17 protein-coding genes and 1 pseudogene are annotated in these 20,355 nt (G+C 43.7%); 15 read left to right on the forward strand and 3 right to left on the reverse strand.

The genetic code is table 11. The features are described from left to right. Window positions 1-184 precede the first annotated feature (184 nt). The 11 genes and pseudogenes from AC4E8D_RS16780 (at window position 185) to AC4E8D_RS16830 (ending at window position 12,443) form a co-directional block, all read left to right on the forward strand. Window positions 185-1,756 (forward strand): glycosyl hydrolase, encoded by a 1,572-nt coding sequence (locus tag AC4E8D_RS16780; protein ID WP_260632758.1) that lies wholly within the window; start codon window positions 185-187, stop codon window positions 1,754-1,756. A gap of 65 nt (window positions 1,757-1,821) precedes the next feature. Next, window positions 1,822-3,993: an alpha-galactosidase gene (locus AC4E8D_RS16785; protein ID WP_490204967.1), complete on the forward strand. Its 2,172-nt coding sequence runs from the start codon at window positions 1,822-1,824 to the stop codon at window positions 3,991-3,993. A gap of 126 nt (window positions 3,994-4,119) precedes the next feature. Continuing rightward, window positions 4,120-5,450, forward strand: a protein-coding gene (locus tag AC4E8D_RS16790; protein WP_490204968.1) for an IS3 family transposase whose coding sequence is annotated in 2 segments (ribosomal slippage) — window positions 4,120-4,501 and window positions 4,501-5,450 — 1,332 coding nt in all. Because the reading frame shifts where the segments join, the coding sequence is not laid out codon by codon here. A 193-nt stretch (window positions 5,451-5,643) separates the two neighbouring features. Continuing rightward, window positions 5,644-6,603 carry an ABC transporter permease gene (locus tag AC4E8D_RS16795; RefSeq protein WP_221821403.1) on the forward strand — a complete coding sequence of 320 codons (960 nt, stop codon included), beginning with the start codon at window positions 5,644-5,646 and terminating at the stop codon, window positions 6,601-6,603. Window positions 6,604-6,618: 15 nt separating this feature from the next. Next, the gene (locus AC4E8D_RS16800) at window positions 6,619-7,557 is read left to right on the forward strand and encodes a carbohydrate ABC transporter permease (protein WP_076210480.1); all 939 of its coding nucleotides are present in this window, start codon (window positions 6,619-6,621) and stop codon (window positions 7,555-7,557) included. A gap of 65 nt (window positions 7,558-7,622) precedes the next feature. Next, complete coding sequence (locus AC4E8D_RS16805) at window positions 7,623-9,302, forward strand: ABC transporter substrate-binding protein (protein WP_221821404.1); 1,680 nt, start codon at window positions 7,623-7,625, stop codon at window positions 9,300-9,302. Between the two features lie 35 nt (window positions 9,303-9,337). Next, complete coding sequence (locus AC4E8D_RS16810) at window positions 9,338-10,300, forward strand: glycosyl hydrolase (protein ID WP_221821405.1); 963 nt, start codon at window positions 9,338-9,340, stop codon at window positions 10,298-10,300. A gap of 178 nt (window positions 10,301-10,478) precedes the next feature. Further along, window positions 10,479-10,668 (forward strand): annotated as a pseudogene (gene tnpA / locus AC4E8D_RS16815) (IS200/IS605 family transposase); the annotation flags it as partial. A 194-nt stretch (window positions 10,669-10,862) separates the two neighbouring features. Continuing rightward, window positions 10,863-11,345, forward strand: a complete 483-nt coding sequence (locus AC4E8D_RS16820) for a MarR family transcriptional regulator (RefSeq protein WP_221821406.1) — start codon at window positions 10,863-10,865, stop codon at window positions 11,343-11,345. An 11-nt stretch (window positions 11,346-11,356) separates the two neighbouring features. Then, entirely contained in the window at window positions 11,357-11,941 is a 585-nt protein-coding gene (locus AC4E8D_RS16825) for a nitroreductase family protein (protein WP_313771457.1), read from the forward strand. Window positions 11,942-11,957: 16 nt separating this feature from the next. Next, complete coding sequence (locus AC4E8D_RS16830) at window positions 11,958-12,443, forward strand: nitroreductase family protein (protein WP_221821408.1); 486 nt, start codon at window positions 11,958-11,960, stop codon at window positions 12,441-12,443. A 31-nt stretch (window positions 12,444-12,474) separates the two neighbouring features. Here AC4E8D_RS16830 and AC4E8D_RS16835 read toward each other — a convergent pair whose 3' ends face one another. Beyond that, on the reverse strand, window positions 12,475-13,419 hold the full coding sequence (locus AC4E8D_RS16835; protein WP_490204969.1) for an NAD(P)-dependent oxidoreductase: 945 nt from the start codon (window positions 13,417-13,419) through the stop codon (window positions 12,475-12,477). Between the two features lie 179 nt (window positions 13,420-13,598). Here AC4E8D_RS16835 and AC4E8D_RS16840 point away from each other — a divergent pair, with 179 nt between their 5' ends. From AC4E8D_RS16840 to AC4E8D_RS16850, 3 genes are all read left to right on the forward strand, one after another. Next, entirely contained in the window at window positions 13,599-14,159 is a 561-nt protein-coding gene (locus tag AC4E8D_RS16840; RefSeq protein WP_221821410.1) for a helix-turn-helix domain-containing protein, read from the forward strand. A gap of 216 nt (window positions 14,160-14,375) precedes the next feature. After that, entirely contained in the window at window positions 14,376-15,608 is a 1,233-nt protein-coding gene (locus AC4E8D_RS16845) for a CynX/NimT family MFS transporter (protein ID WP_221821411.1), read from the forward strand. A gap of 5 nt (window positions 15,609-15,613) precedes the next feature. After that, window positions 15,614-16,045: a universal stress protein gene (locus AC4E8D_RS16850; RefSeq protein WP_221821412.1), complete on the forward strand. Its 432-nt coding sequence runs from the start codon at window positions 15,614-15,616 to the stop codon at window positions 16,043-16,045. Window positions 16,046-16,209: 164 nt separating this feature from the next. Here the strand turns inward: AC4E8D_RS16850 and AC4E8D_RS16855 are convergent, their stop codons facing one another. Beyond that, window positions 16,210-17,766 (reverse strand): glycine betaine uptake BCCT transporter, encoded by a 1,557-nt coding sequence (locus tag AC4E8D_RS16855; protein WP_221821413.1) that lies wholly within the window; start codon window positions 17,764-17,766, stop codon window positions 16,210-16,212. 376 nt (window positions 17,767-18,142) lie between these two features. Between AC4E8D_RS16855 and AC4E8D_RS16860 the strand changes: the two genes are divergently transcribed. Continuing rightward, entirely contained in the window at window positions 18,143-18,601 is a 459-nt protein-coding gene (locus tag AC4E8D_RS16860; RefSeq protein ID WP_221821414.1) for a pentapeptide repeat-containing protein, read from the forward strand. 82 nt (window positions 18,602-18,683) lie between these two features. On the opposite strand, the gene AC4E8D_RS16865 is transcribed toward AC4E8D_RS16860, so the two are convergent. Beyond that, window positions 18,684-20,276, reverse strand: coding sequence for an FAD-dependent monooxygenase (locus AC4E8D_RS16865; protein WP_490204970.1), 1,593 nt, complete (start codon window positions 20,274-20,276; stop codon window positions 18,684-18,686). Between the last annotated feature and the right edge of the window lie 79 nt (window positions 20,277-20,355).

Genomic DNA, 20,355 nt, shown 5'->3' on the forward strand with positions numbered 1-20,355 from the left:
AGTTTTTTAATTCCCTTATGAAAAGGTATGTATTTTCTGAAAATACAAAGGATTTTAGAATGAAAGGATTTAAGATTTGTGATATGTCCCAGAGCCTCCTCAGCCAATATAGTTGATACGAAAGGAGGGACCATAACAATTGAAAGCGATAACAGGAATGTAATGAATGGAGGGGAGGCATAAAATGAAGACTAAATCAGGTTCAATGATAAGGTATGCAGCGTCAAATAAAACCTATTTAATGTTAGGATCGGCCTTTTTCTTTTTGGGCATCATCATGTCGAGTTTCACTCATTCCAGGGTGGAAGCAGCCATTACGGTACCCGGATTTGTTGTTGAACCTAATCAAACACAAGCATTAATAGTAACATTTAAAGATGCTCAGCTAGAAGGGTACGGGATTGAGAAACGGGACGGGACAACTGCCAAAGCAATGGACAAGTTATATGATGGCAAAGGTTACATTTCTTATTTTTTTGAAGAAGATAATTCAGCTAAAGGAAGCGCTGCATTCAAGGTTGAAGCACCGGAAGATGGCCTGTATGAGTTGAGCTTGGGATATTACATTCCAGAAGGAAATGGGGACAAAACAACCTCTATTCAAGTGAATGGTTCAGGTGCTGGTGAATTGATGCTTAATGCTCCCAACCCAGGGCAGGTCCGTGCTGAAAAAAAGGTGACCAAAGTGCTTCTGAACCAAGGCAGTAACTCCATCCAAATCTTACGGGGGTGGGGATACTATGGTATTGAGTACATCAAGCTCAAACGTATAGAGCCCAACGTATCCAAACAGGATATAAAGATGGATACCTTAAGTAATTCCAAAGCAACTCCCCAAGCCAAAGCACTCTTGGATTTTATGACCAGCCAATATGGAAAGAAGATAATTTCAGGACAGCAGACACTGGAAGATGCGAAGTGGATCTACAAGCAGACAGGAAAATCCCCTGCGCTGGTTTCCAGTGATTTGATGGATTATTCTCCATCCCGTGTTGAAAATGGAAGTACCTCAAACGAGGTGGAGAAGATGATTGAATGGTACGAACGCGGAGGAATAGTATCATTAAGCTGGCATTGGAATGCGCCGAAGGGAATAGGCGGCAACGAACCGGGCCACGAATGGTGGCGAGGTTTTAATACCGAGTTTACAACCTTCGATGTAGAATATGCCCTGAATCATCCGGAATCGGAAGATTACAAGCTTTTAATTCGAGACATTGATGCCATCGCTGTTCAGTTGAAGCGGCTACAGGATCATAACATTCCCGTACTTTGGAGACCACTGCACGAAGCAGAGGGCGGCTGGTTTTGGTGGGGAGCCAAAGGGCCCGAACCTGCCAAAAAATTATATAGACTAATGTACCAACGCTTGACCGATCACCATCAGTTAAACAATCTCATTTGGGTTTGGAACTCTGTGAAGGAGGAGTGGTACCCGGGCGATGATATGGTCGACATTGTAAGTATCGACGTTTACAATCCAGCGGGCGATCATAGCCCTAACATTGCCATGTATGATGAACTCTTGTTTTTGGGCAAGCACAAAAAGCTTGTAGCGCTTGCAGAAAACGGGCCTATTCCGGATCCTGATCTGCTCCAGACTTACGGCGCACATTGGAACTTTTTCAATACCTGGACTGGAGATTATCTGCGCGACGGAAAAACGAATACAAAGGAATATTTGAAAAAGGTATACAATCATGACAACGTAATCACGCTAGATGAACTTCCCGAAGGATTGTATGGTAGTCCCTAAATCGAAAAGGGATACATTTTATTATTGAGCAGGAACAATCTAGTTTAACAGGAGTGAATCATGTAATGGCTATTTATATTAACGAGTCACAGCATATTTTTCATCTGCAATCCCGCGTAACCAGTTATGTTATTCAAATCATAGACGGCTATCCTTTACTGGTATATTGGGGACAAAGATTGTCCGAGAAAGGAAACCTTGAAAAACTTGTACCAGGTCTGGAAAAAACGGAGCTAGGCTCCATGCCTCATGAATATCCGCAATATGGAACAGGTGACTTCAGATCGCCTGCCTATCAAGTTCTACTTGAAGACGGGAGCCGCATTACAGAGCTACGCTTCAAAGGGTACTCAACCGGCGCTGGTAAACCAGCACTTGATGGTCTGCCGTATGTGTATACGGAAACAGACCATGAAGCAGATACCTTGGAGCTGGAACTGGAGGATGCGTACGCAGGAATCACCGTTCTTCTGAAATATTGTATCTTCAGGGATGGTGCTATTACCAGGTCAGTTCACTTTAAGAACAACGGTCACAGCACGATCAAACTTTTACGTGCGCTTAGTGCCAATGTTGATTTGTATGGCAAGAGCCATTATGAATTGTTATACCTCGCGGGTCATTGGGCTCGAGAGGCGCATCTTCAACGCAGGCCCCTGGGCCCAGGAGGTACTAGTCTTGGGAGCAAACGTGGAATGAGCAGTCATCAGCACAATCCTTTTGCGGCTGTCGTTAGCCCGGGAGCCGATGAGGATCATGGGGAGGTTTTTGCTGTAAATCTGGTGTATAGCGGTAATTTCCATGCCGAAGCGGAAGTGGATGCTTTTGGTGTTGTTCGTTTGGGCATTGGCCTGAATCCATTTGATTTTGGTTGGCTACTTCCTCCTGGCGAATCCTTCCAAACTCCTGAGGCTGTATTGGTATATTCAAATGAAGGGATCGGAGGCATGTCCCGAATCTATCATCGACTCTACCGGAACCGTTTATGCCGCGGCGTGCATAGGGACAAGGAGCGACCGATTCTTGTGAACAATTGGGAGGCAACTTATTATAATTTCACTGCAGAAAAGATTGAAGCGATTGCCGAGACAGGCTCTCATCTGGGGATTGAACTGTTGGTGCTTGATGACGGCTGGTTCGGCAAACGTGACAGCGACAATAGTTCGCTCGGAGACTGGGTTGAAGATCGGAGAAAGCTTCCTAACGGCTTGCGTGATTTGGCAGAGCGGATTGAACGCCAAGGCTTGCAATTCGGATTATGGTTTGAACCTGAAATGATCTCACCCGAAAGTGATCTGTACCGGAAGCACCCCGACTGGTGCCTGCACGTTGAAGGCCGTCGCCGGACGGAAGCCCGCTGGCAATTGGTATTGGATCTTTCACGGCCGGAAGTCCGTGATTATTTGTATGATGCACTGGCTGAAATCTTCACCAACGTACCTGTTTCTTACGTAAAATGGGACATGAACCGCGCGTTGACCGAAATTGGTTCCGCAACGGCTTTACCCGAGAATCAACAGGAGATTGCACATCGGTACGTGCTTGGGCTCTATGAACTTTTAAATAAACTGACGACTGCATTTCCGGAAATCTTATTCGAAAGTTGTTCCAGCGGTGGAGGTCGGTTTGATCCCGGAATGCTCTACTACATGCCGCAGACTTGGACAAGTGACAACACGGATGCCGTGGAACGCTTAAAAATACAATACGGGACCAGTTTGGTATATCCCGTCAGTACCATCGGAGCTCATGTCTCCGCCGTGCCGAACCATCAAGTTCACCGCGATACCTCGCTTAAATTCAGAGGGGACGTTGCGATGTCGGGAAACTTTGGCTATGAACTTGATCTGACCAAATTCACGGATGCCGAAAAAATCCAGGTGAAAGAACAGGTTGCCATGTACAAAGAACATCGTTCTCTCATACAACAGGGGGATCTATTTAGACTTCGGAGCCCTTTCCAAGGCAATGAAACTTCCTGGATGTTCGTTTCGGACAATCGATGCGAAGCTATCGTATTTTACTTTCGAGTTTTAGCCAAGCCCAATCCTGCTGCTGATGTACTTCAGCTCAAAGGATTGGATCATTCGTATACTTATGAAGTGACTGGAGAGAGTGGAGAGAGTGGATACATGGGAACTTTCGGCGGGGATCGTTTAATGCAAGCAGGCTTGATCATCCCTCCCCTTACAGGAGATTATACCAGTGCATGGTTCAAGTTGAGCGCCACTCAATAAATATGGCGATAATAAAAATCCCCTGCATTGGTAAAATGTACCCTATAAGATGGACACTTTGAAAAAAGCCCATCTTATAGGGTATTTTGTTTATAATGAAAAAAAAGAGGTTGGAGCGGAAATGTTATGACGAAAAGATTGCTGACAAAGAAAGAACAAGAACTGCTAAAACGGAATCCAAATGTAATTGCTGTTAGTGAAAAGGCGATTACGTACACAGATGAATTTAAGCGCCATTTCATTGCTCAAAATGAACAGGGGAAACTGCCACGAGATATTTTTGAGGCAGCGGGCTTAGATGCCCTATGTATTGGTTTGGAGCGTGTTCGTTCTTGCGCAAAACGTTGGCGTGCTTCGTATCGTGAAGCAGGTGTAGAGGGCTTACAGGATACACGTAAAACGAATTCAGGTCGCCCTTCGGAACGTGAATTAACATTAGAACAAAAGATTGAACGATTAGAAGCAAAAAATCAATTGTTACGAGCGGAAAATGAACTGCTAAAAAAACTCGATCTACTCGAAAGGCAGATGTTGAAGAAGAAATAAAAGTGGCACCAGAGCTGAAGTTTGAACTCATTTATCGGACGAGCAGAACGTATAAAATGAAACGGTTAATCAGCTATCTATGCGCTGTTATGGAAGTATCACGTTCTGGATACTACAATTACTTCTCTAAAAAATCAGTGCAGAAGCGTGTAGCTAAAGCCAAAACAGATGAGATTGTAAAGGGAATTATTTTAAAGGCGTATCATTTTCGTGGACGAAAAAAAGGAGCACGCCAAATCAAAATGACGTTAGAAAATCAGTACAAAGTGACGTACAACTTGAAGCGGATTCGCCGGATCATGAAGAAATTTGAGATCATCTGTCCCATTCGAAAGGCTAATCCAGCCCGTAGAATGGCAAAAGCAACGAAAGAACATCGCACATGTCCAAACGAATTACAGCGCAATTTTAAGCCAGGCGAGGCGGGAAAGGTGTTATTAACCGATATCACATATTTAACGTACAAAGGCAATAAACGTGCGTATTTATCGACGATTAAAGACGCACAGACGAATGAAATTTTAGCGTATGAAGTTTCTTCTTCGTTAAGTATAGGAATTGCGCTAAACACGCTTCGTAAATTACAGAAGCATCGCCATTTAACCAAAGATGCGTTGATCCATTCCGATCAAGGCTTTCATTATACGAATCCACAATTCCAATCCGTAGTGAAGAAAATGGGATTAAGACAATCCATGTCACGTCGAGGAAATTGTTGGGATAATGCTCCCCAAGAATCGTTCTTTGGGCATTTTAAGGATGAAACGAATATCAAAGAATGCGAAACATTAGAAGAAGTAAAACGAGAAATTAAGAGTTATATGACGTACTACAATCATTATCGAGGGCAATGGAATTTGAAAAAGCTGCCGCCTGTAAAATACAGACAGCAGCTTCAACAAGTTGCCTAGTTTTTTTCAAAATGTCCTTTACAAAGGGTACACTTTATGGTTTAATGCAGGGGATTTTTATTATACCAACTTATGAAAACAAAATTGTCTTTTCTGAAAATAGTATAGATTATTGAATGAAATCCTACTGGATCTCCGATATGTCGCCAATATAACAATCGTTTTATGATGAAAGAGGAAAGGGGGGGATGAAATGAAAGCGATAACAGAAGAGAGAAGGTTCCGCACACGCAAACACAAAAATTCGCAAAAGTGGAAAGTCTTTAAGAATCAAAAATATCTGTACATGATGTCATTTCCGTTTGTGATTTGGGTGTTTGTATTTCAGTATTTGCCTCTGTGGGGATGGACGATGGCATTTCAAAACTACAGACCAGGCAAAGGTTTTTTCGATCAAAAATGGGTTGGATTCGATCATTTCCAAGCACTGTTTCAGGATGAGCATTTCTATTTGGTGCTAAGAAATACACTGGCAATGAGCCTTATGGGGCTTGTGGCTGGGTTCGTGTTTCCTGTATTGTTCGCAGTGGTTCTAAACGAGGTACGGGTTCAGTTTATGAAGCGTTTCGTACAGACTGTTTCTTACCTGCCTCACTTCGTGTCTTGGGTCGTGGCCGCCGGGATCGTCATCAAAATGCTGTCAACTGACGGAGGCGCGATAAACGACTTGCTCTTGGGGCTGAATTTGATTGACCAACCGATACAATTTATGGCCAAGGGTCAACTGTTCTGGGGAATAGTGACCGGAGCCGATGTTTGGAAGGAGACAGGGTGGAACGCCATTATCTATTTGGCTGCCATTTCGGGGATTGGTCCTGAACTGTATGAGGCAGCAAGGGTAGACGGCGCCAGTCGTATGAGACAAATATGGCATATTACACTCCCAGGCATCAGGCCAACAATCATCGTACTGTTTATTATGTCGATTGGCCACCTCGTAGGAATCGGATTTGAAAAGCAATTCTTGCTTGGTAATCACATGGTTAGCGATTATTCCGAAGTGTTGGATCTGTATGCGTTGAACTACGGTTTATCCATGGGGAGATATTCTTTTGGTACCGCTATTAGTATCTTTAACTCGGTCATCAGCGTGATTTTGCTGTTCGTCGTGAATGGACTCTTTAAAAAATTCGCTAACGAAAGCATTATGTAAGGAGGAGGAACAGACATGGAAGCATCCGAGCCGACAACTTCTTCCGTCACACCCAAACGACCGAAGATAGGCGCAAAATCTCCCCAAGACTTGATATTTGACACCTTTGTTTATGTTTTCATTGGAGTCGTTACGATTGCGACGCTATATCCCTTTTTGAATGTGCTCGCCATTTCATTCAACGATTCCGTAGATACTGTTCGAGGCGGTATTTCTATTTTCCCTAGACAATTCACTCTTGAAAATTATAAGCTCATCTTTAGTTATGAGGGGTTGATCACGGGATTCAAAATATCGGTGCTTCGTACTCTAATAGGAACCCTGGCAGGTCTAGTAAGCGGTTCGATGGTTGCTTATACACTTGCTCGTAGAGAGTTTCAGGGAAGACGATTTGTTTCCGTATTTCTGGCGATCACAATGTATGTGTCGGGCGGTTTGATTCCTAGTTTTATCTTGATCAAGAATCTGGATCTGATCAATACGTTCGCAGTGTATATTTTGCCAGGACTCGTAAGCGCCTTCAATATATTCATCATCCGTTCGTTCATTGATGGAATTCCTTATGCTTTGCAAGAATCGGCCAAGCTTGATGGGGCAAACGATTTCACCATTTACTGGCGTGTCATACTACCGCTCACCAAGCCTGCTCTTGCAACCGTAGCCTTGTTCCTTGCTGTCGGGCAATGGAATTCCTGGTTTGATACGTACCTTTATAATGGTTCCAATGACTCCCTGACCACCTTGCAGTATGAGCTCATGAAAGTGCTTCAGAGTACCACCACAAACTCGAACAATATACGTGGGGAAAACATGTCTCAATTGATGTCGCAAGTGTCTCCTGACGCTGTCAAAATGGCGATTACCATCATCGCAACTGTGCCTATTCTCATTGTGTACCCATTCTTGCAAAAGTACTTTGTAAAAGGCATGACACTAGGTGCGGTCAAAAGCTGATGAGACTCTAACCGTAAATGACTTTGTATCCTTAAATTATCTGAAACATGGGGAGTGTTGTTTTTATGAGAAAGCGAACCCGAAAAACAGCAGTAACACTACTTTCAGCTGGTCTGTTGCTCAGTCAGCTCGCAGCCTGCAGTGGAAGTGGTGGTGGGGAATCAGCAAGTCAAGATGGCTCAAATCCTATCACACTTACTTATTTTTCAGAGGATGGAAGTCCTAACTGGAACAATATGAATGACCGTATAGGAAAAGTCATCACAGAGAAAACAGGTGTCGTTTTGGATGCTGAATTCGCAGTGGGGGACCCAGTGCAAAAGGTATCCATCATGGCTGCCACTGGTGAAGTTCCCGATCTCATAGCTGCTAAGGCTGATCTTGGCAAGCTAGTGGATGTCGGTGCAGTTCTCAATCTGACGGACCTGATTGAAGAACATGCGCCTAATATTAAAAAGATGCTTGGCGATAAGATTGTTCGTGCCAAATATAGTTTGGAGGATCAAGCCATCTATGCCATTCCGACTTGGTCTGCTATCGATGAACGTAAATTCAAAGCCGACGGTGGCTTCCAACTTCAACATCGGGTTGTAAAAGAAGCTGGTTATCCTGAAATTCGTACGGTAAAGGACTACGAGAAGGTCCTTACAGACTATATAGCTAAACACCCAACAGATGATAATGGTAACAAAAATATCGGACTAACCATTAATGCGGATGACTGGCATATGTATCAGGTGACGAACATGGGATTTTTTACGACAGGTGCACCGGATGATGGAGAGTACTATGTGGACCAAGAAACTTTTGATGTAACTTATCATTTCCGCCGTCCAGAGGAAAGAGAATATTTCCGCTGGCTGAACCATATGAACGACATAGGTTTATTGGATAAGGAAAGTTTTGTCCAAAAGACGGATCAATTCAAATCCAAGGTTTCATCTGGGCGTGTGCTTGGCCTGATCGACCCTGCATGGGACTATGGTGATGCTCAACAGGCATTGAAGGCTGCAGGGAAATTTGACCGGACTTACGGTCATTATCCAGTAACATTGTCTGAAGAGTATAAGGATACTAATTTCTGGTCCGCTGGGTTTGACGGAGGATATGGGATCGCGATTTCCAGTGAGTGCAAAGATCCTGTGGCTGCAATCAAATTTTTGGATTACCTGGCTTCGGAAGAAGGACAGATTCTGATGAACTGGGGGATCGAAGGACAAGATTACGTTGTAGAGAATGGAAAAAGAACTGTACCGAAGGATGTTCAAGAAAAGATGGACAACGAAGGTAGTGCTTACATGAAGGAATCGGGTCTCGGCCTGTATTGGAACCTATCGGTTCATTATGGTGATGGAATTAAGGACTCTACAGGCAATTATTATACGAAAACGAACAGTGACCTTTTAACGGCGACCTACAGTGCACCCGAAAAAGATGCTTTGGCCGCTTACAAAGTCGAGCATTGGAGAGATCTTTTCCCAAAAGAAGAAGAGTTTCCTGAAAGAAAAGCCGGCGCCGTTTACAATATTGCTTTGCCAAGCGATAGCCAGGCGACAATATTAATGGCCAAAATGAAGGATATCACATGGAAACGAATTCCCGAAGCTGTAATGGCCAAACCGGAAAATTTCGATAAAGTCTGGGATGAGTACATGGCGGAATTGGAAAAGGCTGGAGTGGAAGAGATGGAAGAGGCTTTTGGTCAATATGTGAAAGACCGTGTTAAACTGTGGAGCGGTCAATAGCATGTAATTGAGAATAGACAGAAAGGCAGGATACGATGAAATCGATACCTTGCAATCCTAATGCATCGGAAGAAGTACGTTCTGTGCTCAACTATTTCCACGAGATTCAAGGGACTGGCATCATTACGGGACAGCACACACAAACCATGGTGCAAGAAGAATTAAACTACATCTATCAAGTAACAGGGAAGTGGCCGGCACTATGCGGATTCGAGCTTCTTGGGTATTCTCCAAACATTAATTATGACGATAGTGGCGAAGAGTGTTTGCTGGAAATCGCTGAAAACCAGGATACGCTGCAAAAAGCCTGGGAGTGGACGGAGAACAACAGAGGCTTGCTTACGTTCACATGGCATTGGTTTTCACCGCTTGGCGGACGGGATAAAAGCTTCTATTCGGAGCATACAAATTTTAACGTAAGTAAAGCGATTACGGAAGGAACCATAGAATATGAAGCCCTGTTGTCCGATATGGACCATATGGCCAATATCCTCCGGGAATTTTGCGACAAACGTATTCCGATCTTGTGGAGACCATTTCATGAAGCGGAAGGCACTTGGTTCTGGTGGGGCAGTCAAGGCCCGGAAATCGCAAAACAATTGTACCGTATCATGTATGAGAGGTATACGCATTATCATAATCTAAATAATTTAATTTGGGTGTGGAACTCACCGTTGGTCGAAGGTTACGTTGGGGATGACGTGGTTGACATTATTTCCAGGGATATGTATCCCCCAGCTCACCAACATACGGATTTACGGAAGGAATATGATGAACTGGTTGGTGTTACACGAACTCCAAAACTTGCTGCTATCGGGGAGATTGGTCCAATTCCGAGTATTAGAAGCTTGTCCACCTCGCGCATCCCGTGGCTGTGGTTTATGACTTGGTCCCAGGACTTTGGTAGGACGGAGAAGTTTACGACAAAAGAGGAGCTGCGCAGTGCATATCACTGTAACTATGCTATAACATTGGACAAACTACCAAAGCTATATTAAATATTCAAAAACACCTCTTGGCAGCCGATCAGGCGTGAAACGAAGGAAAAGGACCGCATGTTTAAGTGTGTGTCGTGAGACTAACGAAAAATAAGGGCGGAGTATATCCGCCCTTATTTTATTTTTACGGCTTTAGCCAGTTGGCAAACAAGAGCTACAGCCTGGACACACAAAGTGGATGTGCAAATACCACATTGTATTCACCCCGAAGTATAGACAGAAAGAAATCTATAATCAAGTCAGAAAAGATTTAATCGAAATTTTCAAAACGTTTATGCAAGTACAAGGGAGTAGAAATTATAGAAGGTCATATGATGCCCGATCATGTCCACATGCTGGTAGCGATTCCAACGAAGATTGCAGTCTCAATAAAAGATATTCAGTTCAACGCAGGTCTCTGTCTTTGTTTGTAGAGTTGTTGCAATGCCAGAGAATAAAGTTGATAAGCATTATCATTCATGATATATTGTTCACTAGTAAACTAAATATAAGGGTTTATTTAGAAAAACCCTACTATTTAAATGATATTTTTGTTTACAAGTAAATAAGGAGCGATCAAAGAATGATCTCAAAAGATCGAACAAAACAGTTGCTTTATGACCAATTTATCCGTTTTCTACATGTGTATGAGAACCACAAGGATACAGAAATCGAGCATTTCCTAAGTATCGCCCAGCGAGAAAGTATCGAGAAAATCCCTCAGCATTTGACCGCGGTTCATATGATAGATTGCATAGGCAAGCATGAGCCTATTAACAACACGGGTATTGCCGAGGCGATGAATTTGTCCAAAGCAAGTATCACCAAAATTGGCAACAAACTGCTGGAGGAAGGATTCGTCAAACGGACGAAAATGAACGACAACAAAAAGGAAAGTTATTTCCGGTTGTCACCGCAGGGCAAAAAAATCTTTGAACTGCATGAACGTCTTCATATACATGAGGCTGAGCGCTTCTATCGTACTCTCGACAAATACTCGGAAACGGAGCTAAAAGTAATCCATCAATTTCTTCAAGACAGCAGTATGAATATTGAATCCAGATAGAACAAAGGAGAGTGAAGCATTTGAGTCTGGCGGAATTGATCAGGGAGCGCAGGAGTATTCGTAAATGTAACTCTACGCCGGTGGACCAGGAGTTAATTGTAGCATTACTGCGTAAGGCTATAAGGCTTCAACCGTCTGTTGAGTCTGGCTCGTGGCGTGTAGTATATGCCGGAACTCCAGAAGCACGCAAACGGTTGGTAGACTGCATGCTGGAACAGATGTCACAAAGCAAGCTCGGCAAGTTGATTCCAGGGAAACTTCTGGATGTTTTTAAAAAGAGATTTACCGATATTCCTGCGCACGTCATTGTTATGTCGACTGTAGGACCGGATCGTCTGACCAATGACCGCAATTATGCGGCTGCCTGCTGGGTGATGCAGAGCTTCCAACTGTTGGGCTGGGAACGAGGGTTAGGAATGTTATGGGATACAGAGTCCATGATTCAGCATGAAGCGTTCTTCAATGGAATTGGCTTACGTGAGGATGAACGATTTGTTGGTATTCTTCATATAGGATATTACGACAAAGCGCCAAGAAGTCGGAAAAGAACACCAGCCGAGCAGAAATGGACCGTATTGCGAGGACAGTCTACATAGAAGAGGAGGGTATAAAATGAAATTGTCAGATCTGGAAGGAGTCATGGGCGGTCCGAGTGAGTTTTTGGAACAACCGGTATCGCACGACCTCATCCTTGAATTGCTTAATCATGCCGTATGGGCGCCAAATGATGGACTCCGAGAGCCGTGGCGATTTATCTTTGCCGATAACCGGTATGGGGACATCATGCAGGGATTACAGGAGCCTGCCCCTGCATATCTTCTGGTCTTGGTGAAGGAAGAGGCGGATCAATATAAGCGGGAAGAGGACTTTGCAGCTGTCTGCTGCCTAATTCAGAATTTCCGCTTGCTGGCTCATGAGCAAAGTCTGGGTGTGCGCTGTACCTTGCATGACTGGATGTACGACCCAAGCCGTACTGAAATGTTTGGTGTACTGAATAACGAGCGCATTGCTGCGGTTCTGGAATTGGGATACGGTGCAAATCAGTGGAAAGGGAATACAGAGTTGCCTGAGACTCAACTTCATTTTGAACTGCTGTAGGGTGGCGATCAATTTTTATTGCACCAAAACATCATAACTGATTGAGCTTGCTTTCAGGCTCCTCACCATTTTCTACACGTTTTATATTCTTTATAAAGAAATCATATCTTGTTTTATGAAATTTCCGACCATCAGGCATTCCCGCTGTATGTGGAGTAAGTATCACATTACCCTGATTCCGGAGCTCACTGTCAATAGGAAGCGGTTCAGATTCAATCACATCCAGGCATGCGCCTGAAATATCCCCGTTTTTTAATGCATCAATCAAATCTCTTTCGTTGACAATGCCGCCGCGGGCTGTATTGATAAAAAGAGCAGTATTTTTCATTTTTTTGAATGCCGCTTTGTTAATTAGCTGTTTGGTTTGTTCATTCAAGGGTACATGTACACTAACTATGTCCGATGTGCTTACAAGAGTATCAAAATCCGTCTTTTTCACAAAATCGTCCGATTGTACAGTGGCATTTCTCGCATACGCCAGTACATTCATATCAAAAACCCTGCAAAACGCAGCTACTTTTTTTCCAATTGCACCCAAACCGATAATTCCAATCGTTTTTCCCTTCAATTCACTCCCTGTATAGTCCAATTGATTTTCATCCATCTTATTTTTCATGAAAGTATCAAGAGACGGTATGTTTTTATAATAAGACAATAACAGTGCCATGACGTGCTCGGCCACTGCCTGTGCATTCACTCCTGCAGCATTGGCCACCCAAATGCCGAGCTGTGTACAGGCAGGGACATCCACATTATCAAATCCTGCACCCGTCTGTACCAATTTCAATTTTTTTGCGTTAGAAAGCAGGCTATGGTCCACTTTAATATGTTCAGGAATGATTACCTGGCAATCTTCAATATGATGCAGCATTTCTTTTCCGGGCGGAACAATTACAACGTTCCAGTCTTGCGGAAAACTCCCTGCAATATTGGATTTTGAGGTCTCGCTAAAATTGCCAACGATGAGAATTTTCATTGCTAAACCACCTTTCATAAGCTACCATTCTTCAAATAAAACCGTTGATGCTCGTCATTTTATCCTTTTAATACAATTTTATCAAGAAGATTTCATTACGTTCTATTGAACCGGAATGGAAAAGAATCTTGATAAACAATATACTAGCTATATAGTTTTTTTGTTGAGGAGAATATCAAATGGATGAAATCGATGAGTCAAAACAAATTGTATTACAAATCGGCGGTGCATTAAAAAAGTATAGAAAAGAAAAAAACATGACCTTAGACGACTTATCAGAATTAACGGGTGTAAGCAAACTTACTCTGGGGAATATCGAACGTGGTGAGACAAATCCAACTTTGGCTATCATATGGAAAATTTCAAAAGGAATATCTTTACCGCTATTGGCTTTGTTCACATCAGAGAAACCCGTTAGTTTGTATCGAGCAGGGGAGGGACTGCGGTTTTCTAATGATGAAAAAAATTGGGTCATTGAACCCGTCTTTAAAAGCAACGATATTGAAATGTGTCGGGCATACTTACAGCCTAATAGCTCGTATTACCCTGAAGGTCATCATGTGAATACAACTGAAATTGCGACAGTAATGACGGGTTCCATCGAGTTACAAGTTAATGGAGAGATGTACACATTGAATCAATATGATACGATCAGTTTTCGTGCAGATTATCCCCACGCTTATACCAATCATACGAATAACGAAACAGTGCTCCATATATCCTTAAAATATGGTTTCTAGTCGTCGAAAATCCACTTATTAAATGCAACTCCGAATTCCATGACGGGAATTCAGAGTTGTATTTTTTTATTCAATTTTAGTATGTTATAAAATAATTATTGTTTATAAAAGTATCTTATACTATACTTTCATTATTCGCGCGGATGTTATAACAAAGTTTTTCAGCCAACAAGAAGCAAATATAAGACGTAGGAATTCAGGAAGGAGAAATGAAGAATGCCGAATAAACAAAATAAAAAATTCGTGCCATCCTCTGTAGCGCTGATCATTCTCGGCATTATTGTTATTGCAGCTAATTTACGTACTCCCTTAACCTCAGTTGGTCCTTTAGTAGGTTTTATAAGGGATGACGTTCATATTTCAAATACATTAGCAGGCCTGATCACAACGGTACCCTTGCTTGCCTTTGCTGTGTTATCACCTCTTGTACCAAAATTAGGACGGAGGTATGGGGTTGAGCGTATCATTTTGATTGCCCTAATCTTTCTGACTGTTGGTATTGTAATACGATCTTTATCTGGCGCAGTTAATCTGTTTATTGGAACAGCAGTTCTTGGATTCGCCATTGCCATATGTAATGTATTATTGCCAAGTATAATCAAAAGGGATTTTCCAAATAAAATTGGTTCCATGACAGGGGTTTACTCCATTTCAATGAATTTATGTGGAGCAATCGCATCGGGAATCAGTGTACCGCTAGCCATGAACGCAGGGCTAAAATGGCAGGGAGCATTGGGAATATGGGGGATTCTAAGCTTTGTATCAATCCTCTGTTGGTTACCCCAATTAAGAAATCAAACAAAACAAACCGCCAAGACGAGTCAACAAATGGCAAGCAACGATGTGAATGTTTGGCGATCCCCGCTTGCTTGGCAAGTAACCTTGTTCATGGGTATACAGTCTATGGTTTTCTATGTATTGATCGCATGGTTGCCTGAAATTTTAAAGCAGCAAGGAATTGACTCCAACCAATCTGGATGGTACCTCTCGATCATGCAGTTAGCGATGCTTCCATTTACCTTTATTGTCCCTGTTATTGCCGGGCGTATGTCTAACCAACGTTTGTTAGTGGTTATCACAACCATTTTGCTTTTGACGGGGACGCTCGGACTTCTTTACGGAAGTTCTAATGTCATTCTGTTGTGGATCGTCATACTCGGAATTGGTGGAGGTTTCGCCTTTAGTTTGGCCATGATGTTTTTCGGGTTACGCACTGATAATGCGCATCAAGCAGCGGAACTATCTGGCATGGCCCAATCGATCGGATATCTTCTTGCCGCAATCGGTCCAGCCCTTATAGGATATCTGCACGATGCAACAAATAGTTGGAACCTGCCACTTTTCATTCTTCTTGGGGCTTCCGTGTTACTATTTATAGTTGGTATAGGAGCAGCAAGTAATCGTGTTGTAGGTAGTCGAAATGGTTACGAATTGCCACGGAAAGGATGATAACTATGTTTGACAAAATTATGGTGGCCATTGATAAATCTGAAATAACGAACAAACTCCTTGATGCAACCGTTGAAATAACCCAAAATAAACAAACTCAAGTTACCTTGGTTAATGTCAGCCAGGATTATGTGTCAAATGGCATGACATATGTACCAGAGAATTTTTTGGAAGACATACTGAACGAAATGGAGAAAGCCAGTTTGGAACAGTTGCATCAAGCCAAATCTAAATTAAAGTCTGCGGGGATTAACCCGGAAACTGTTCATCTTAAGGGAGATCCTGGGCATGAAATATTGAATTATGCAAAGGATACCGAGCAGCAACTTATTATTATCGGAAGCCGTGGGCTTAGGGGCGTTAAGGAAATGATGCTTGGAAGTGTCAGCCACAAGGTTTCACAGCTATCAAGTTGTCCAGTCCTCATTGTACATTAACTCCTTCGGGAACTGGGGAACGTTCATAGTATGAATAAGTGTTAGAAATCATTCCGCCTGGGGTTCAAACAGAATTCATGACAGATCCCAAAAACTCAATACATGAAACAAACAAAAACCCGCAACGACGCGGGCTTTTGTTTGTTTTTAACATCAAGTATACATTACCTGCCGGGAATTTCATTCAGCGAGTGTTCTTGTTCCTCCAGCAGTCGTTTCAGTTTTTGGCGCTGCCGTTTTTCTTTCTGACGGCGCTCTCTGTCCTCAGCTTGCAGAGCCTTGAGCAGGGAGAAACACATACCAATAAGAACAACAGCGAACGGCAGTGCGGCCACAATGGAGGCCGTCTGTAGACCGTTCAACCCCCCGCTGATCAGTAGGACTACCGCGATGGCGGACTGCATGATTCCCCAGGTTAATTTCACTCTCGTACTCGGGTCCAGCTTGCCATCTGAAGACAGCATACCCAGCACAAAGGTAGCCGAATCAGCCGACGTAATAAAGAAGGTCATGATCAGGAGTGTAGCGATAAATGCTATGATCGTACCCAAAGGTAGCTGCTCCAGTGTAAGGAATAAAGCGGTTGTTGTATCTTGTTTGACGGCCTCCGCCAAATGGGCGGCATTAAACAATTCGAGGTGAAGTCCTGTTCCACCGAAAACGGAGAACCAGATAAATCCGAACAGGCTTGGAAAAACCATGACGTAAATTACAAACTCCTTTATGGTTCTTCCTCGGGATACCCTTGCGATAAACGTGCCAACAAAGGGAGCCCATGCGATCCACCATGCCCAGTAAAATAACGTCCATGCTCCAATCCAGGTTTCTCTTGAGAACGGTGTCAGTCTCAAACTCATGTTAATAATATTCTGCATGTAACTGCCCAATGTTGTCGTGAATGTGTCAAATATAAAAGAAGTCGGTCCAGTCACCAATACAAACACCATCAATAGCACAGCTATAACCAGATTGGTGTTGCTCAGAATCTTAATACCTTTATCCAGACCGGAGGTTGCCGAGATCAAAAACAGTACGGTAACAATTGAGATAATGACAATCTGGGACAGCGTCGAGTTTGGAATACCGAATAAGTAATTCAGACCCCCACCGATCTGAAGCGCACCCAATCCAAGAGAGGTTGCAACACCGAAGATCGTTGCAATGACTGCAAGAATATCAATGATCTTACCAAGCCAGCCTGCAGCAAGACGTTCACCGATCAGCGGAATAAAGGTGGAACTGATCAGTCCTTTGTAGCCTTTCCGGAACTGGAAGTAAGCGAGCGCCAAGCCGATGACGGTATAGATAGCCCAAGGATGAAGCCCCCAGTGGAAAAAGGAATAACGCATTGAAAGTCTTGCTGCTTGCGTTGTTTCGGGTACCGCGCCCTCCGGTGCAGATAAATAGTGGGACAGCGGTTCAGCAACTCCCCAGAAAACCAGCCCAATGCCCATACCAGCGCTAAACAGCATGGACAGCCAGGAAACCGTAGAATATTCCGGCTCATCATCGTCATCCCCCAGCCTAATACCGCCAAATCGGCTGAACGCAAGATAGAAAGCAAAGATCAGGAAGAACAGTGTCGCTAGCAAATAAAACCAGCCAAAATTCTGAATAGAGAAGTTGTAGGCAACATTAGCCACATCCGCCAGCTGAGCAGGAGCGACGGCTCCCCATATTGCAAACAGTACAACGATGATAATTGTGATTGTAAATACCATGATGAGACCCTCCGTTATGTAAGCTTAGCCAACTGTTCCTTAGTATGTGCTAGTCCGACTTGTAATATTTCGGAAAGCTAGCTGTTGATAAATTAAAACAAACCGCCGTGTAATGAAACACCCGTCGGTTTATTCGTTCCCTTTTTAGATGGGGCATTGTGATAAGCCGCTGATGCGCTATCCATTTTATCGTCAGCATGCAAAGCAACATTTCTGTTAAGATTTAGAAGTATATTAAGCATACATCTAAAGTTAGGTTCTTGTTTAGCTATGCTCATTTTAGAGTAAAATGAGAGGGGGATTCCAACGAGAATTCAACTCCAAAATAAGGTTATTATAATGAAAAAGATTCTGTAGATATGATAGGGTGATAGGGATGACATTGGAGAATGCTACGTTTATCGACTGTACTTTTTATAAATGTAGATTCAATGACCGGGTTTTACAAGCGGCGAATATCGTCAATTGCTCCTTTACCGGCAAGCTAGTGGATATTACGTTTGAGGGAAATGGCCACCAAAAGTTAATTGCCAATTTTGAAAACTGCATCCTTGACGATGTTCGTTTTGTGAACTGTGACCTGACGCAATGTATTCCGCCAAAATCCAAAAACCATGTGTATGTTGAACAGGTATCCGCACGTGTGAAAAATGCTCTGACGAAGATAGATGATGACCCTAATCTATCTGACGATGATCGGAAAGTACTTGTACGCAGTCTCCGCAAGCTTGAGCCTATGGAACAATATATTTTTAACACAGCGCATATGAAGAAACTATATGGTGATGTTTTTGTTGAACGATTTTTCAGTAGTCTGGATTGTAACATTGCGTAAATTTAAAAATGGATTGAAGTGAAAGGAAGGGGGCCGCTTTTGGTGACAAAAGTTGCCCTCTTTAATTTCCTCTTGATTAATCTTATTTCCCGCTGGCCCTATCCAAATCAGTTGCCAGATAAATGGAATTCCAGTAATTCAAAATCGATGAAATATCATCAATGGAGGTACGCATTGCAATGTAACCGTCGGGACGAATCAATATGAGTTCTTTATTTGTTACATCGTAAATTCGATAGGCATTACCTGCTGTGTCTATTATACCTTCCGCCGCCCCCTCCACGTGGGATGGCAGGATATAATGCATATGGAGTTCATTGTTGGTGAAGTTCTTCAGCGAAGGATCGATGCTGCTTGCAAAAGCCAAAAGCGTCCAGTGTGGGCCTCGCAATAGGTCAAAGAGACTTCCTGCAAATCCGGTGCCTTGCAGGCCCGTAGCATTAGGAGCACGATCCCCAGGAAATGAACGGGTAGCATTTGTTCGAGCAGAACGACGGATAAGCGAACTTGAGCGATAGGAAATGAGTAGCCCGCTCGTCAGATCGTCGGATATGGTGCTCAAAGTTTGGGACAACCCTCCGCCTTCAGTCGCCGTTCCTATGACCACTCCCATCTTCTTCGTGCTGTCCTCAAGAACAGATTGAGCCACTGGGCGGCGCTCCTCATCGTACGTGTCGAGTAAGGCGGTGTCCGCTCCCCGCATCACAGCCGCCAGCTTCCAGCCGAGATTGTACGCGTCCTGCATCCCCGTATTCATGCCTTGACCACCGGCCGGCGAATGAACATGAGCAGCATCGCCGGCAAGGAAGACCCGGCCGTTGCGGTAACATTCGACCATACGAACGTTGACCCGATAGATGGACAGCCAAGAAGCATCTGTGAGCCGAACACGGTCGGCCCCGGCGCGACGGTCAAACATGGCTTGATACGCCTCTAGCGACGGCTGCTCTGGTTCTTCGATGTCTTCCGGAATTGTAGCCTGCAGTTGCCAAATATCGGATTTTGGCAGCGGCGTCACCCCGACCATCCCCTCCGAAGAAGTCCAGATATGGATATGGTCACGATCTAACCCTTCCAATCGTACATCGCCAAGATACCATCGCTCATGATCGTGTGTTTCCCCAACCAACGGTAAGTGAATAAATTTGCGGATATTGCTTTTGCCTCCGTCAGCGCCGACTACATAACGAGCGCGAATTTGCTCTTCTCCTTGTGGTGTATTCACGGTTATCGTTACACCATCCTCATCCTGAACAAGACTTATGGCTTCCATGCCCAACTCAACTTGACCGTCAAGCACTGCATATCGGTCGCGCAATGCTTTTTCCACATCATATTGAGCAATCCAAACCGGATCACGATAGGGTGTTTCAAGTTCGGGGCTGGATGCAACGGTAATAGCCGGCTTGTCCACACTCCTGCCATCTGCGGTATAATAACGAACAGGCAAATCCACAACACCTGTGTCAATAATGTAGTGGACGGCCTCCAAATCATCGACGACTTCAAGCGAGCGAGGCTGTATTCCTTTGGCGCGAGAAGCAACGTTAAATAAGGAGCTTCGTTCAATAATACGATGGTTGATGTTTCGACGGGCGAGATCACAGGCAAGTGTAAGCCCTGTAGGTCCTGCCCCGACAATAAGAACATCAACAAAAGACGGCTTGCTATTCATGAATAGAATCCTCCTTGTTCATTGATTTGATATGCTACATTTGCTATACTACACCGTGCAGTGTAATTTGTAAACAGAA

It is taken from the genome of Paenibacillus sp. SRL342 (assembly GCF_984798905.1).